Here is a 14873-nt window from a genome sequence, read left to right on the forward strand (position 1 = left end):
CCGGTTCGATTTCTTTTGAAGAAATCGTAACATCAAGACTTGGATCGAGGACATCATGCGCGCAATTCTCAGCTTGGCTTTGTGTTTTCTGCTCGCACTGCCTGCCATGGCGCAGGACACGCCAACGGCCACTGGGCCTGACCGGTCCGCCACAGGCGGGGCACAGACGCTAGACGATATTCTGGCCCGGCAGCGCGGCGAGCAGATTGACGACAGTTTCCGCCGCAACGCCACAGGCAACGCGGATGACGCGGCCGGCATGGCGGGGCAGTTAGGCACCTTGGGCGGGGCATCAGATGCCGAAGTGTGGCGTGCGCTGCGCTATGGGTTGGATGATGTGAAGGTCTCGGCCGGTGGGCCGGAGGCGCGCGTTCTCATTCAGGACGGCGGCATGACCTGGCTTGAATTCCGCAAGGGGCCGCTGGCCACCTATGGCGCCTATCTGCTGGGGGGTACGCTGGTCCTTTTGGCGCTTTTCTACCTTGTCCGGGGCAAAATCCGGATCGACGGGGCCAAGACGGGCCGCACGGTTACCCGCTTTCAGGCGGTCGAACGCTTTGGCCATTGGCTGATGGCGGGCTCTTTCGTGGTGCTGGCGATCACCGGTCTGGTGGTTCTGTTTGGCCGAACGGTGGTGATCCCGCTGTTGGGGCATGAGGCGTTCGCGACCATCGCGGTGGCGTCAAAATGGGTGCATAACAACATCTCCTGGGCCTTTATGCTGGGTCTGGTGATGGTGTTCTTTATGTGGGTTCTGCACAATATTCCCAACCGGACGGACCTGAAATGGCTGGCCGTGGGCGGCGGGATTTTCAGCAAGGGTGTGCATCCGCCCGCCAAGAAATTCAACGCCGGGCAAAAGATGATCTTTTGGGCGGTGATCGTGTTTGGCGCGTCGATCTCGGCCACGGGCCTGTCACTGCTCTTTCCGTTCGAGATGCCGATGTTTGCCAAGACCTTTGTCATGCTCAACCAGACCGGATTGCCACAAGCGGTCGGCTTTGGCGAATTGCCGGTGATGCTGGCACCGCATGAGGAAATGCAGCTGGCGACGCTCTGGCACTCGATCATGGCCTTTGTTCTGACCGCGATCATTCTGGCGCATATCTACATTGGGTCGGTCGGCATGGAGGGCGCGTTTGACGCCATGGGGTCGGGCGAGGTCGAAGAGCAATGGGCGCGCGAGCATCATGGCCTGTGGCTTAAGGAGTTGCAGGAAAAGGGCCATGCGCCTGATCCCGGCAAGGCCGCGCATCCTGCGGAATAACCATGGGGGCGCGTGCCTTTGGTCTCTGGCTCTGGGCGCTGGCGGGGGCAAGCCCTCTGGCAGCGCAAGAGTTCACCACGCTCAAGGGGCATGGCGGGCCGGTCATGGGGCTGAGCGTGCTGCCTGAGAGTGGCGAGGTCGTGTCGGTTAGTTTCGACAATTCCGTGGGCCTCTGGGAGGGACGCACCCCGCGCTGGTTCGAAGGTCACGCGGCGGCGGTAGTTGCGGTTGCGGCACTGGAGGACGGGCGGCTTGTGTCGGGGGGCGATGACTTTACGCTGATCGTCTGGGATAGGGAAACCGGCGAAGGCACCCGGCACGTTGGCCACAAAGGCAAGGTTGCGGCGCTCGATGTGTCGCCGGATGGGGCGTGGATTGCCTCGGCGAGTTGGGACGGCTCGATTGGGATTTGGCCGGTGGCGGGGGGGGCTGCGCGCTTTCTGACGGGGCATGATGCGGCGGTCAGCGATGTGGCATTCAGCAGCGATGGGGCGCTTTTGTATTCCTCGTCTGCGGATGGGTCATTGCAGGAATGGCGCTGGCAAGAGGTGGATGCCCCGCCGCGCGAAGTGCTGAATCAGGGGTTTGGGATCAACAAGATCGTGTTGGGGCCTCAGGATGCGTGGCTGGCCTATGGCGCGGTTGACGGGGCCACGCGGGTGATCGACCCAGCAAGCGGTCAGCAGATCGCGGATTTCACGCTAGAGCGTCGCCCGGTGCTGTCGATGGCCTATCACGCCGCGACAGCGCAATTGGCGGCGGGGGATGGGCAGGGCTATATCATGGTGATCGACACGAATGCCTGGCAGATCGCCCGTGATTTTCAGGCCATGGCGCGCGGTCCGGTCTGGGCGTTGGATTTTTCGCCCGACGGGCGTATGATCTATGCGGGTGGGCTGAGCGAGGTCGTCTATGGCTGGCCGGTCGAGATGCTGGGCGCGTATGACCCGGCGGGCGAGACGGATCACAGCTTTTTGCGCGCGCCTGAGGAGATGGAAAATGGCGAGCGGCAATTCATGCGCAAATGCTCCATCTGCCATGCTCTGACGCCGCCGCCTTCGCGCAAGGCGGGGCCGACGCTCTATGGTCTTTTTGGGCGTCAGGCGGGGACAGTGCCGGGCTATGCCTATTCCGATATCCTTGATGGGTCTGGGATCGTCTGGAATGACACAACGATTGACGCGCTCTTCGACCTTGGACCGGATCACTATATCCCCGGCTCCAAGATGCCAATGCAACGGATCACAGCGGCTGAGGACCGGCAGGATATGATTGACTATCTTCGCCGTGCCACCGCAACAGAAGGGAACTGAGAGAATGAAAGCGATGATTGCGGCCTTTATCGCCTGCGCGGTGATTTCCGCCGCCGCCCCCACCGTGCTGCACGAGTTGGGCTATACGTCTGAGGCCAAGCGCGCGGGTGATGCTGTTCGGCTAGGTGACGCGGCCGAATGACGCCGCATCCCGCGCCCGAAGAAACAGCGGAGGATTATGGCCAGAACCTTGCGCATGCGTCGGTATTGATTATCGACGATGAGCCGGGAATGCGCAATTTCCTTATCAAGACGCTGGGGGCGCGGTGCCGTCACGTGGAGCAGGCGCGCACCTGTGCAGAGGGGGCGATGATTCTTGATCAGATGCATTTCGATCTGGTCATTCTCGACAATATCATGCCCGGCAAGACCGGCCTTGACTGGCTGGAGGAGCAGCGGCGGGTCGGGTTATTTGCCGATACGATCCTGATCACCGCCTACGCGGATCTTGATACGGCGATCAAGGCGCTGCGGGCGGGGGTCACGGATTTCGTGCTCAAGCCGTTTCGCGCCAACCAGATCCTGAATTCGGTCGCGCGCGCACTGGACCGCAAATATCTGGCGCGTGAGAATTACCTGTTGCGGCACGAATTGTCGGCGGGCGGGCAGGCGGCGCGCGGTCGGCTGCTGGGACATTCGCCCGCGATTCAAAGCGTGCGGGCGATGCTGGGCAAGCTGGCCCCTGCGCCCACCTCGGTTCTTTTCACCGGGGCAAGCGGGACCGGCAAAGAGATTGCGGCGCGTACCCTGCACGGGCTATCGAACAGGGCCGAGAAGCCCTTTGTCGCGGTCAATTGTGCCGCGATTTCGGCGGATCGGATTGCAGAGGAATTGTTTGGCGTGGTCGAGGATGGCCGCGCGCGCAAGGATGGTTTGCTGCTGCATGCGGATGGCGGCACGCTCTTGCTGGATGAAGTGGCGCAATTGCCCGAACATGTGCAGGCGGCGCTGCTGCGTGTGCTGGAGGACAAGCGTATTCGACCCATCGGGTCTGAACGGGAAATCCCGCTTAATCTGCGGTTCCTGTTTGCCACCAATGCCGATTTGAAGGCGGCGGTGAATGCGGGGCGGTTCCGGGCGGATCTGTTTCACCGGATCAATATCGTCAACGTGGAAATGCCCAGCCTCAAGGAGCGTCAGGAGGATATCGTTGAACTGGCGGCGCTCTTTATGAGCGAATTTTCGGGGGCGTTGGGGATGCCCGCGCTTGATCTCGATGCGGATGTCCTGCTCAAGCTGAGCCGCTATGACTGGCCCGGCAATGTGCGGGAATTGCGAAATCTGATCGAACGGTCAGTGATCCTTGGGGCCTTTCCCGAGGAATTCGCGGGCTCTGGCCGGGGCGGCGGCGAGCAGGCCCTTGAGACGCTGGAATATGTCGAGCAGCGTCACATCATGGCGGTGCTCGATGCTTGCGGCGGCAACCGGGCCGAGGCGGCGCGCCGTTTGGGCGTAGCGCGCAAGACGATTGACCGCAAATGCGCGGCTTGGGGTGTCTGAGGGGCTATTTTGGCGCGCGCGCGGCCATGACATCGCGGCCAAGGGTCAGCGTATAGGCCTCTAGCTCGGTCAGGGCGGTTTGCGCGGCCTCGGCGTCTGAACAGGCCAGCGCATCGGCGATGCGGGTGTGAAGGCCCACGATGGCCTCGCGCGAGCGGGCGGTAAAGGTGATCATATTCATCAGGGGCTGCATCGCCTCGACCGCGCCGGCGAGTTGATAGCTGAGCACCGGGTTGCCCGCACTGTCCACAAGCGCGCGGTGAAACGCCACGTCAGAGGCGCAAAAGCTTTCATCGGTCAGCCCCGGCTGTCCCTGCCGGTGAATCTCGGCGCGCATGGTGGCGAGCGTGTCGGGCGTGCGGCGCTGGGCCGCCAAGGGCGTGCAGGCGCGTTCCAAAGCATAGCGCGCCTCGCAGGCGGTATCAAAGCTGATACTGTTCATGCTGAGGAGCAGCGTGGCGGTGGTGATCTGCTGGCCATAGGCCTCGGGATAGCTGAGGCGGTTGACGAAGGCGCCGCCAAAGGCCCCGCGCTGGGTTCGAATGAGCGATTGCGCGGCCAGCCGTTTCAGCGCCTCGCGCACGGTGGGGCGCGACACGGCGAAGTGATCGGCAAGCTCTGCCTCGGAGGGCAGGCGTTCATCAACGATGAGTTGACCCGAGACGATCGCATCGCGGATCGCCTCGGCTATCTGGGCCGAAAGGTCGGCTTTGTTATCCGGATCAATTTTCATTTGTCATACATTTAAATGTCTGACAATTTAAACGCAAGAGGTGAGTCGCGGGGATGAGGCGATGATTGCAGCACAGGTCAGGCGAATGGGTGGGGGGCACTGGTTGGTGCTGTTCGCGCTTATTCTGGGGGCCTGGGCGCTGCTTTATGCGATGGCGTTGCCCGCAGATTTGCGCGATGGGGCGGTGATTTACGGCGCTGATTTCTTGCAAAGCCTGTGCATTGTCACGCCCGATGCCGCCGGATTTGGCCGCATCATCCTGATGTGGGCGCTGATGTCGGCGGCGATGATGGCCCCCACAGCACTGCCTGCCTTTGCGACCTATGAAGAGCTGAGCCATACCGGCGAGACACAGTTCGGCACGCTGGTGGTGGGGTATCTGGGCGTTTGGCTTGGGTTTTCTGTGATCGCGGCAGGGGCGCAAATGGCGCTGTTTCAGGCCGGATTGCTGACGGCGTTTGGCGATAGCCGCTCTGGCGTCTTGTCGGCGGTTTTGCTGGCCGTGGCCGGGGCCTATCAGTTCAGCCCGGTCAAGGAGGCCTGCCTGTCGAAATGCCGCCGCCCGCTGTCGTTCTTCATGCAGCATTGGGATGAAGGTGCGCTGCGCAACGGCGTGCGGCTGGGGTTGGTGTGCCTTGGATGTTGCTGGGCGCTGATGGCGCTGGCCTTTGTCGGGGGGGTCATGAACCTCGCCTTCATGGGCCTCGCGACGGTGATCATGGTTCTGGAAAAACTGCCCCAAGTTGGGCGCTATCTGACCCGGCCCTTGGGCGCGGTGCTGATCGCCGCGTCGGTTTGGGTTCTGTTCACGTCAATCTAAGAGAGGAGGCCAAAAATGGCTCTGGATACTTTGGGCGCAGTGCCCTGGGCGATCAAGGGGGAGTTGATCCTCAACTGCAACTGCACGGTATTCTGCCCCTGCGTGGTCTCTTTGGGCAAGCATGCGCCCACCGAGGGATATTGTCAGGCGTGGTCGGGCGTGCGCATCGACGAGGGCCATTATGGCGATGAGGACCTGAGCGGGCTCAACGTCGGTCTTATGCTGGAAATTCCCGGTCTGATGGCACGCGGCAACTGGAAGGCCGCGGCCTTTATCGACGAGCGTGCAAGCGAAGCCGCTTATGACGCTTTGGTCAATATCTTCAGCGGCAAGGCGCGCGGCACGACCGGCCTCTTTGGGGTGCTGGTCAGCGAGTTTATCGGGGCCGAACGCGCGCCGGTCATTTTCGAGACCGAAGGCAATGCGCGCCGCCTGATGGTGGGCAAGATGATCCAAGGCGAAGTGGTGCCGGTGCCGGGCCACAAGGGCGAGGATATTGTCGTCACCAACACCGAATACTGGATGGGGCCCGACATCACCGTTGCCACCGCCACCAAGGGGCGCGTGCGCGCCTTTGGCCGGGTGTGGGATTTTGACGGGCGCAGCGCGGAAATCTGCCAGATTGATTGGAAAGGCCCGCGCTGATGCTGCTGGCGGCGGATCATGTGCGCTTGATGGCGCGCTATAATGCGTGGCAAAACGCGCAGGTGATGCGTGCGATAGACGGGGTGAGCCGCAAGGTGCTGACCGAGGATCACGGGGCCTTCTTTGGCTCGATCCTCGGCACGCTCAACCATATTCTCTGGGCGGATCAGATGTGGCTTAGCCGGTTTGATGCCAGCGCCGCACCGCCCGAGACTGGCTTTGAGCAGAGCACAACGCTGACCCCGACAGGGGCCGCATGGAGTGCGGAACGGTTCACCACCGATGGGCGGATCAAGGCGTGGGCGGGGCGGGTGCACAGTATCGACCTTACCGGCAACCTGACGTTTTACTCAGGGTCCGTGGGCGGCGAGATCACCCGGCCGGTGGCCACCTGCGTCACCCATTTTTTCAACCACCAAACCCACCACCGGGGGCAGGTGCATGCGATGCTGACGCGCGCGGGCCTGTCCGCGCCGATTACCGATCTTGTTTTCATGCCTGAGGAGGCCCAATGAACGCTCCGCTTCTGTCCCCGTCGCGCCGGTTGCGCCGCACGCCCTTTTCCCAAGGGGTCGAGGCGGCGGGGGTCAAGGCCTATACGGTCTATAACCATATGCTGTTGCCCACGGTCTTTCGCTCGATCGAAGAGGATTATCGCCACCTCAAAGAGGCGGTGCAGGTCTGGGACGTGGCCTGCGAACGGCAGGTGGAATTGCGGGGGCCGGATGCGGGCCGCCTGATGCAGATGCTGACCCCGCGCGATTTGCGCGGCATGACGCCGGGACAGTGTTTCTATGTGCCCATCGTGGATGAGACCGGCGGCATGCTCAACGATCCGGTGGCGGTCAAGCTGGCCGAGGACCGTTGGTGGATTTCGATTGCCGATAGTGACCTGCTCTATTGGGTCAAGGGGATCGCGCAGGGCTGGCGGCTGGATGTGCTGGTGGATGAGCCGGACGTGAGCCCGCTGGCCATTCAAGGCCCGCGCGCCGATGATCTGATGGCGGCGGTGTTTGGCGACGCGGTGCGCGATGTGCGGTTCTTCCGCTTTGGGCATTTTGATTTTCAAGGCCGGGATATGGTGATCGCGCGCTCGGGCTATTCCAAGCAGGGCGGGTTTGAAATCTATGTCGAAGGCGGCGATATCGGCATGCCGCTCTGGAATGCGCTGATGGAGGCGGGCAAGAGCATGGATGTGCACGCCGGATGCCCCAATCTGATCGAGCGGATCGAGGGCGGATTGCTGAGCTATGGCAATGATATGACCGATGACAACACGCCGCATGAATGCGGGCTGGGCAAGTTTTGCAACACCCATACGGCGATTGGGTGTATCGGGCGGGATGCGCTGCTCCGGGTGGCCAAGGAAGGGCCGGTGCAACAGATCCGCGCCATTGCCATCGAGGGGGCGGCGGTGCCGCCCTGCCGCGAGTGGTGGCCGGTCCTGTCTGAGAAGGGTGCGCGTGTGGGCCGGGTGAGTTCGGCCACGTGGTCGCCGGATTTCGCAACCAACGTGGCCATCGGCATGGTGCGGATGACCCATTGGGAGGCGGGGACAGCGTTGCGAGTGGTGACGCCTGATGGGGAACGCCGCGCCTCTGTGCAGGCGGGGTTCTGGGCCTGAGAGGGGGCATGGGGGCGCTGCCCCCGCCGCCCGTTCCGGGCGTCCCCCCCGAGGTATTTTTTGCCAGATGAAGCGAGGCGCGCGCGCCTTGCAGAAAGAAGGAGAGAGAGATGTTCAAGGCATTGGTCGTCGAGAAAGACGCGGAGAGCGGCAAGACATCGGCGGGCGTCAAAGAGTTGACGCTTGCGGATCTGCCCGAGGCCGAGGTGACGGTTGCGGTCGAATATTCCACGGTGAACTACAAGGACGGGCTCTGCATCGGGCCGGGAGGCGGTTTGGTGCGGTCCTATCCGCATGTGCCGGGGATTGATTTTGCCGGCACGGTCGAGGCGAGTGATGATGCGCGCTACAAGCCCGGCGACCGTGTGGTTTTGACCGGCTGGCGCGTGGGCGAGGCGCATTGGGGCGGATATGCGCAGAAGGCGCGGGTGCGCGCCGATTGGCTGGTACCGCTGCCCAAGGGGTTGGATACCCGCGCGGCGATGGCGGTGGGCACCGCAGGCTTTACCGCCATGCTGGCGGTGATGGCGCTTGAGGATCACGGGCTCAAACCGGGGCATGGCGAAGTGCTGGTCACAGGTGCCTCAGGTGGTGTGGGATCGGTGGCCACGGCCATTCTGGCGCATCTGGGGCATGAGGTGGCTGCCGTGACCGGACGCCCCGAGCAAGAAGGCTATCTGCGCGGACTGGGGGCCAGCCGCATCGTGCCGCGTGAGGACCTGGCGGAGACCGTCAAGCGACCGCTGGAGAGCGAGAACTGGACCGGCTGCGTCGATGCCGTGGGCGGTGCCATGCTGGCGCGGGTGTTGGGCCAGATGAAATACGGCGCAAGCGTTGCAGCCGTGGGATTGGCGGGGGGCGCGGGCCTGCCAGCGACGGTCATTCCGTTTCTGTTGCGCGGCGTCAACCTGTTGGGCATCGACAGCGTGATGCAGCCCTATGCCAACCGGGTCCGCGCCTGGGAGCGGATCGCGCGGGATTTGCCGATGGACAAGCTGGAGGCGATGATCACGCCCGCCACGCTGGAGGATTTGCCGCGTCTGGGAGCAGATATCCTGAAAGGGCAAGTCAAGGGCCGGGTTGTGGTTGATCTGAACGGCTGAGGCTTGCCAAACCCTGCGCCCGCCGCTAGCCATGGCGGGCGGGGGAGTATGGTATGACAGATCAGGCGGGTATCATCATCAGGCTGGCGCGCGAGGCGGATTTCGCAGCGCTCTGGCCCATCCTGCGGGATGTGATCCGGGCAGGCGATACCTATGCCATCGAACCGGGGCTGACCCGCGAGGCGGTGCGTTCTCTGTGGATGGAGATGCCGCGCGCCACCTATGTGGCTGAGCGCGGTGGCGAGGTGCTGGGCACCTATTATCTCAAGACAAATCAGGCCGGTGGCGGGGCGCATGTGTGCAACGCCGGCTATATGGTGGCTGAGGCCGCGCGCGGGCAGGGTATTGCGCGGGCCATGTGTGTGCATTCTCAGGACGAGGCCCGCGAATTGGGCTATCTGGCGATGCAGTTCAATTTCGTGGTCGAGACCAACCGGGGCGCGATTGCGCTTTGGCAGAGCCTTGGGTTTGACACAGTCGGCCATTTGCCACGGGCCTTTCGCCATCCTGAGGCCGGTCTGGTGGATGCGCGCGTCATGTATAAATGGCTGGGCGACGCGGCTGACTAGCCTCAGGCGTGCAGGCTGAGGAATTGCGTGAGCCTGCCCGCGAAGGCCTGTGGCGCCTCGATCAGTCCGAGGTGGCGCAGGGCGGGGTGGATATGGCACTGGCTGCCTGCGATCTCTGACGCGATCGCCTCGGCCATGGCAGGTGTCGAGCCACTGTCATTCTCGCAGGTCATGACAAGCGCGGGCGGTGTCAGAGGTGGCTGGGGCCGGATCAATTCGGTCACGCCCTCTGCCAGCACCAACCGATGCGCCGCGTAGCTGGCGGGATCGGTGGCGAGCACGGTCTGGCGGATGGCGTCTACCTTGGCGGGGTTTTCCGCGCGAAATTCTGGGGTGAACCAGCGGTCCAACGCGGCGTCGATTGTGGCCGCCGGACCGCCCGCAGCGGCATCCCGCGCCTGTGCCGCGACCCGCGCCTGAAGATCGGGGGCGCGTTCGTGGGGGGAATTGAGGATCGCGAGGGCGGTCACGCGGGCAGGATGATCAAGCGCTGCGCGCCGGTTGATCATGCCCCCCAGCGAAAACCCCACGAGGGCCGCGCGCGGAATGTCGAGCCGGTCCATCAAGGAGATGAGTTGGGTTGAGAGCGCGGTGAGGGTAAGCGGGCCGGGGTGCGGCGCGCTTTGGCCGTGGCCGGGCAGATCGTAGCAAAGCACGCGAAAGTGTCGGGCAAGCAGAGGGGCGATCACCCCCCATGTGCTGTGGCGCGAGAGGCCGAGGCCGTGGATCAGCACCACGTAAGGTGCATCCAAAGGCCCGGTCAGGTCATAGGCCGTGCCCTCGGGTGTCGTGGTCATTCAGACCCCCGCCGGATTGTCGACATCATGGCCCATCTCGCGCAGATCTTCGTAGCGGTTGCCGATGCGGTGATGCGGATGACCGCCCACCGAGGCGCCAAGGGCGAGGATGATTTCATCCTCGGCGGGCGCGTCCGGCACAACGGTGTGGATGGTCTGGTAATGCGAGCGCCGCCCGGCGTCGTCCTTGTCCATCAGCGGGATCATCAGCGCTGCGCCTGCGGCACCGCGTGTGTTTGTAAACGCGAGATAGGTCTTGGCCTTGACCGCATCGCGGAACTGGTTGCCGAACCAAAGCGTATGGGTGACGGCCATGGCATGTTCCAATTCGCCACCCATACCCACGACGCTGGCCTTGCCATATCCCTCAAGCCGGTCGCCGGTGACATCAAGGATCATGTCGGTCAGCAGGCGGCCAAGAACCGGGCCTTGATCGCGGATTTCGGGGCCGAGATCCTCGACATGGCCGCGCCCGAACCACGGGTTGCGAATGATCGCCAGGGCGGCGACCAGCAGCGTGGGGTCGGCGACGTCCTTGCCGCCTTCGCGGTGGGTGCGTTGCACGAGGGTAAGGCTGCGGCGAAGCTCTAGGGTCATGGTCTGTCCTGCGTGTTCTGGGGTGCCGAGGCGGCGGGTCGGGGGAAATTCGCACAAAAGCAGCATTCTTGAAAACGAATTATTTTGCTGCAAATATGCGGGAAATTCGAATTGAGAGCGCACCCCTATGAACATCACCGCCCTGCAGACGTTTCTGGCCATTGTCGAGACCGGCAATCTGGTGCGGGCGTCGCAAAAGCTGAACGTGACGCAATCAACGGTGACGGCGCGGCTCAAATCGCTGGAGGAGGAGTTGGGCCAACAGCTTCTCAATCGGCAGAAATCGGGCACGACGCTGACGCCTGCAGGCACCAAGCTGTTGCGCTATGCGCGGATCATGACCGGGCTTTGGCGGCAGGCGCGCTATGAAACGGGCCTGCCTGCGGGGTTGAGTTCGGTCTGCACCTTTGGCTGTGACCGCGAGTTGTGGCACGGGCCGGGGCGGGCGTTTTTTGACGGGGTGGTGCAGGGCCATCCTGATATGGCGGTGTCGGTGCAGCAGGGCGGCGGGCGCGAGTTGGAGGATTGGCTGGCGGCGGGGCTGGTGGATGTGATCCTGACCTATGGGGCCTCGGCGCGGGGCAATCAGACCGCGCATGCGTTGCCGCCCGAGGAATTGGTGCTCTATTCCGACCGCGAAGTGACCTCGATTCGGGCGGATCCCAAGTATATTTTCGTGGACCATGGCGAGGAGTATCGCCGCGCCCATGGCGAGACGTATCACGATGCCGGAATCGCGCGGGTGAGTTTTGACAGTTCGTTTTGGGCGCTGCAATTCCTGCTGGAGCGGGGGGGCTCGGCCTATCTGCCGCGTGCGCTGGCGGCACCACTGGTGTCGGAGGGGCGGCTTTTTGAGTTGCGCGAGGCCCCGATCTATAGCCGCAAGAAGATGCTGGTGGTGAATGACAGTGCGGCGGCCAATTGGGATTGGTTCGCGCCCTTGGTGGGCGCGCTGAGGGCGCGATCTGCGGATTGGCTGGAGCATCCGGACCGGCGGTTTGTCATTCCGGGTTAGGGGCCTTGCGCCCCGCAGCCCCCTACCGCAGAAAGCCGCGCTCTTGGTCCGGGGTCATCGGCTGGCCTGCGCCGGTGGCGGTGAAATAGGCATCAAGCGTTTCGAGCGCGGAGGCTGGGGTATATCCGGCCTCAGCCCCTGTATCACTGGCCTGCGCCATGGCAAATTGCAGCTGCCATCCGGCATCCTCGCGGCAGGCGACGGCGACAAAGCCACCGCGTCCGGGCGTTGCCGCCTCATATTCCCGGCAGAACTGGCCTGCGGCATCGGTGAAGGAGGCGACCACCGTCAGGGCGGTGCCATCAGGCAGTTGCGCGGCATCGCCCGAAGGCAGGCTGTCCAAATGTTCGGTCAGGGCGGTGCTGAAGGGCGCACCAACCGGCGTTTCAGCCCCGTTTGACAGCATCAGCCCCGCGCCCAGACCCACGGCAAGCGCAAGACTGGCGGCGAATGCCATCGGCTGCCAGCGGGTTGGCGCGGCGGGCGCTGGCGCGGTGCGAAGGGGCACCACGTTAGAGGCCTCTGGCGGGGCGCTGGCCGCGCCCATCGCACGGATGCGTGCGACGAGCGCGTCGGAAACCTGCGCCTCGGGCATGTCCTGCATCGCTTGGCGCGCCAATTCCGCGGTCTCGACAAAAAGCGCATAGCGCTCGGCCAAGTCCGGGTCTGCGGCGATGCGGTCGTGCAACGCCTCGGCTTCGCTGCCGGTGATCTCGCCATCGGCGAGGGCCATCAATCTGTCGTCATCCATCTGCATCGGTGTGATCCTTCCCCTGACACGGGGTTAACGGCTGGGGTCTCGGTCTATTCCCACGGATTTTGCAAGCGCTAAGCGCGCCCGACTGAGGCGGCTCATCACGGTGCCTTGGGGAATCTCGAGAGTGGCGGCGGTTTCGGCATAGCTGAGCCCTTCGATGCAGACGAGGTGCAAGACCTGCCGCTGGTCGTTGGGCAATTCCTCCATCGCGCGACGCACGGCGTTCAGGGTCAGGCGATCATCGGTTTGGGCGGCGCTGTCCACGGGATCGGGCTGGGGGCTTTCGTGGATGTCCACCACCTCACCACGGGTGGCATCGCGGCGCAGCGTGTCGATCCAGGCATTGCGCAGGATGCGAAAGAGCCAGGGTTGCAATTGGGTCGCGGGGTCAAACCGGTCGCGGGCGCGAAACGCCCGTTCGGCGGTGATCTGCACCAGATCATCGGCCAGATCGCCCCGACGGCAGAGCGAGAGGGCAAAGCGTTTGAGGGCAGGCAGCAAGGCCACGACATCCTCGGTAAACTTGTCTGGCATTGCGGCGCGGCCTTTGAAACGGGGGCGGGAATAAAACCGGGGTTACAGCGTTTTGTGTAACATGGCATGTTGAGGCAAGGCGACAAGAGGGGAAATTCCGTGCGCGTGTTACGAGCGATACTGGTCTGGGTTCTGATCCTTGGGCTTGTGCCTCTTGGACCTTGGCCTGAGGGGGGCTTTTCTGCTTCGATGGCTTGGGCCGATGACGGCGACGGCGGTGATGGTGACGGCGACGGCGACGGGGATGATGGGGATGACGGGAGCAGCAGCAGTAGCAGCAGCAGTGGCAGCCGAAGCGGTGGCAAGTCTGGCGGGATTGGAACGGGTGAGACCACGCTTCGCGACTATCGCCGCAATCTGCGTGCGCTCTTTCGGGGTGCGTTGCCAGAACCTGCGCGGCAGGCCGCCCGCGCCCAAGCCCCCCGTGCAGCGCCACGCCCAACCGAAGCCCCCAACGAAATCATTGCGCGCGGGCTGAATGATGCGGATGTCGCCGCTTTGGTGGCGCAGGGCTATGGCATTATTGACCGCATTGATCTGGTTAGCCTTGGTGTGAACATCCAACGCCTTTCGGTGCCAGAGGGCACCACACTGGACGAGGCGCGGGCGGCGGTGCAGGCGCTGCCCACGGGCGAGACGGCGGATTTCAACCATTATTACCGGGTCGAAGCCGAGGAAAGCCGCGCGCCGGATGAGGAGACCAGTGATCCCCTGCCTTGTGAGGGGCTGCATTGTCCGGCGCGGGCCCTGATTGACTGGCCCAACCCTCTGGGGCCGAAGGGATGCGGTGCGCCGGTGACGATCGGGATGATCGACACCGGAATCAACACCGATCACAGCGCGCTTGCGGGGGCGCAGGTGGCACTGACGCGGGTGGCCCCTGAGGATTACAACGCCTCGAGTGCCATTCATGGCACGGCGGTGGCGGCGCTGCTGGTGGGCGATCCGGCCTCCCGTGCGCCGGGGCTCTTGCCGGGGGCGCCGCTGGTGGCGGTGGATGCGTTTCACAAGGAGTCTGGGGATGAGCGCGCCGATGCCTTTACGCTGGTACGGGGCCTTGATCAGCTGGTCGGGGCCGGGGCGACGGTTATCAACCTCAGCCTTGCGGGGCCGCCCAACAGCGTCTTGCAAGAGACTTTGGCAGCGCTTGAGGCGGCGCAGACTGTCGTTGTGGTGGCAGCGGCGGGGAATGGCGGGCCAAACGCGCCGCCCGCCTATCCCGCCGCCTATGACAGCGTGATTGCCGTGACAGCGGTGGACAAGGCCGGGGGGATCTATCGCCGCGCCGGGCGGGGGCCGCATGTGGATCTGGCGGCACCGGGGGTCGAGGTCTGGACTGCGGCGTCGGTTCAGGGGGCGCGGTGGAAAACTGGCACCTCTTTTGCGGTGCCTTATGTGACGGCGGCGGTGGCGCTCTGGCAACAGGGCAATCCGGGGATGACCCCGGCAGAGCTGCGCGCGGCGCTTAGCCAGAGCGCCGCCGATCTGGGCGCGCCGGGCGTGGATGACATCTTTGGCCATGGGTTGCTGGATCTGGGTGGGCGCTGCCCGGTGCTGGGAGACGCGGCAATCTTGCCGGTTCTGGCCGACTAGGCACCG

Annotated in this window: 17 protein-coding genes; 12 read left to right on the plus strand and 5 right to left on the minus strand. The window is 63.9% G+C overall.

From position 1 onward, the window contains the following. Nucleotides 1-55 precede the first annotated feature (55 nt). Genes ACLGGT_RS11895 through ACLGGT_RS11910 form a run of 4 tightly spaced genes read left to right on the plus strand, consistent with a single transcriptional unit; the run spans nt 56 to nt 4080 of the window. Entirely contained in the window at nt 56-1267 is a 1212-nt protein-coding gene (locus tag ACLGGT_RS11895; protein WP_008279845.1) for a formate dehydrogenase subunit gamma, read from the plus strand. Nucleotides 1268-1269: 2 nt separating this feature from the next. Next, on the plus strand, nt 1270-2580 hold the full coding sequence (locus ACLGGT_RS11900; RefSeq protein ID WP_437196234.1) for a c-type cytochrome: 1311 nt from the start codon (nt 1270-1272) through the stop codon (nt 2578-2580). Nucleotides 2581-2584: 4 nt separating this feature from the next. Beyond that, nucleotides 2585-2722: a hypothetical protein gene (locus ACLGGT_RS11905; RefSeq protein WP_008279847.1), complete on the plus strand. Its 138-nt coding sequence runs from the start codon at nt 2585-2587 to the stop codon at nt 2720-2722. Then, the gene (locus tag ACLGGT_RS11910; protein WP_008279848.1) at nt 2719-4080 is read left to right on the plus strand and encodes a sigma-54-dependent transcriptional regulator; all 1362 of its coding nucleotides are present in this window, start codon (nt 2719-2721) and stop codon (nt 4078-4080) included. Before ACLGGT_RS11905 ends, ACLGGT_RS11910 begins: the two co-directional genes overlap by 4 nt. Before the next feature lie 4 nt (nt 4081-4084). Here the strand turns inward: ACLGGT_RS11910 and ACLGGT_RS11915 are convergent, their stop codons facing one another. Beyond that, the gene (locus tag ACLGGT_RS11915; RefSeq protein WP_008279849.1) at nt 4085-4813 is read right to left on the minus strand and encodes a FadR/GntR family transcriptional regulator; all 729 of its coding nucleotides are present in this window, start codon (nt 4811-4813) and stop codon (nt 4085-4087) included. Nucleotides 4814-4898: 85 nt separating this feature from the next. On the opposite strand from ACLGGT_RS11915, the gene ACLGGT_RS11920 reads away from it, so the two are divergent. From ACLGGT_RS11920 to ACLGGT_RS11945, 6 genes are all read left to right on the plus strand, one after another. Further along, nucleotides 4899-5633 carry a DUF2182 domain-containing protein gene (locus tag ACLGGT_RS11920; protein WP_151979741.1) on the plus strand — a complete coding sequence of 245 codons (735 nt, stop codon included), beginning with the start codon at nt 4899-4901 and terminating at the stop codon, nt 5631-5633. Between the two features lie 15 nt (nt 5634-5648). Then, the gene (locus ACLGGT_RS11925; protein WP_437196237.1) at nt 5649-6278 is read left to right on the plus strand and encodes a DUF1326 domain-containing protein; all 630 of its coding nucleotides are present in this window, start codon (nt 5649-5651) and stop codon (nt 6276-6278) included. Next, the gene (locus tag ACLGGT_RS11930; RefSeq protein WP_008279852.1) at nt 6278-6793 is read left to right on the plus strand and encodes a DinB family protein; all 516 of its coding nucleotides are present in this window, start codon (nt 6278-6280) and stop codon (nt 6791-6793) included. Before ACLGGT_RS11925 ends, ACLGGT_RS11930 begins: the two co-directional genes overlap by 1 nt. Continuing rightward, a complete protein-coding gene (locus ACLGGT_RS11935; RefSeq protein WP_437196240.1) occupies nt 6790-7902 on the plus strand; it encodes a dimethylsulfoniopropionate demethylase in 1113 nt (370 codons plus the stop codon). Before ACLGGT_RS11930 ends, ACLGGT_RS11935 begins: the two co-directional genes overlap by 4 nt. A gap of 110 nt (nt 7903-8012) precedes the next feature. Further along, nucleotides 8013-9005 carry an acryloyl-CoA reductase gene (acuI, locus tag ACLGGT_RS11940; protein WP_437196241.1) on the plus strand — a complete coding sequence of 331 codons (993 nt, stop codon included), beginning with the start codon at nt 8013-8015 and terminating at the stop codon, nt 9003-9005. Nucleotides 9006-9058: 53 nt separating this feature from the next. After that, the gene (locus ACLGGT_RS11945; RefSeq protein WP_437196242.1) at nt 9059-9574 is read left to right on the plus strand and encodes an N-acetyltransferase family protein; all 516 of its coding nucleotides are present in this window, start codon (nt 9059-9061) and stop codon (nt 9572-9574) included. Between the two features lie 2 nt (nt 9575-9576). Here the strand turns inward: ACLGGT_RS11945 and ACLGGT_RS11950 are convergent, their stop codons facing one another. Both ACLGGT_RS11950 and ACLGGT_RS11955 read right to left on the minus strand, forming a co-directional pair. Beyond that, a complete protein-coding gene (locus tag ACLGGT_RS11950) occupies nt 9577-10371 on the minus strand; it encodes an alpha/beta fold hydrolase (RefSeq protein WP_437196243.1) in 795 nt (264 codons plus the stop codon). Then, complete coding sequence (locus tag ACLGGT_RS11955; RefSeq protein WP_437196244.1) at nt 10372-10968, minus strand: amino acid synthesis family protein; 597 nt, start codon at nt 10966-10968, stop codon at nt 10372-10374. It lies immediately after the preceding gene. A 127-nt stretch (nt 10969-11095) separates the two neighbouring features. On the opposite strand from ACLGGT_RS11955, the gene ACLGGT_RS11960 reads away from it, so the two are divergent. Further along, entirely contained in the window at nt 11096-11983 is an 888-nt protein-coding gene (locus ACLGGT_RS11960; protein WP_008279858.1) for a LysR family transcriptional regulator, read from the plus strand. 22 nt (nt 11984-12005) lie between these two features. Here the strand turns inward: ACLGGT_RS11960 and ACLGGT_RS11965 are convergent, their stop codons facing one another. Then, nucleotides 12006-12740 (minus strand): anti-sigma factor family protein, encoded by a 735-nt coding sequence (locus ACLGGT_RS11965; protein ID WP_437196246.1) that lies wholly within the window; start codon nt 12738-12740, stop codon nt 12006-12008. A gap of 27 nt (nt 12741-12767) precedes the next feature. Then, entirely contained in the window at nt 12768-13274 is a 507-nt protein-coding gene (locus tag ACLGGT_RS11970; RefSeq protein WP_437196247.1) for an RNA polymerase sigma factor, read from the minus strand. A 99-nt stretch (nt 13275-13373) separates the two neighbouring features. Here ACLGGT_RS11970 and ACLGGT_RS11975 point away from each other — a divergent pair, with 99 nt between their 5' ends. Then, a complete protein-coding gene (locus ACLGGT_RS11975; RefSeq protein ID WP_437196249.1) occupies nt 13374-14867 on the plus strand; it encodes a S8 family serine peptidase in 1494 nt (497 codons plus the stop codon). Nucleotides 14868-14873: the final 6 nt, after the last annotated feature.

The sequence above is a fragment of the Roseovarius sp. MS2 genome (genome assembly GCF_051447875.1).
Classification (GTDB): Bacteria; Pseudomonadota; Alphaproteobacteria; order Rhodobacterales; family Rhodobacteraceae; genus Roseovarius; species Roseovarius mucosus_A.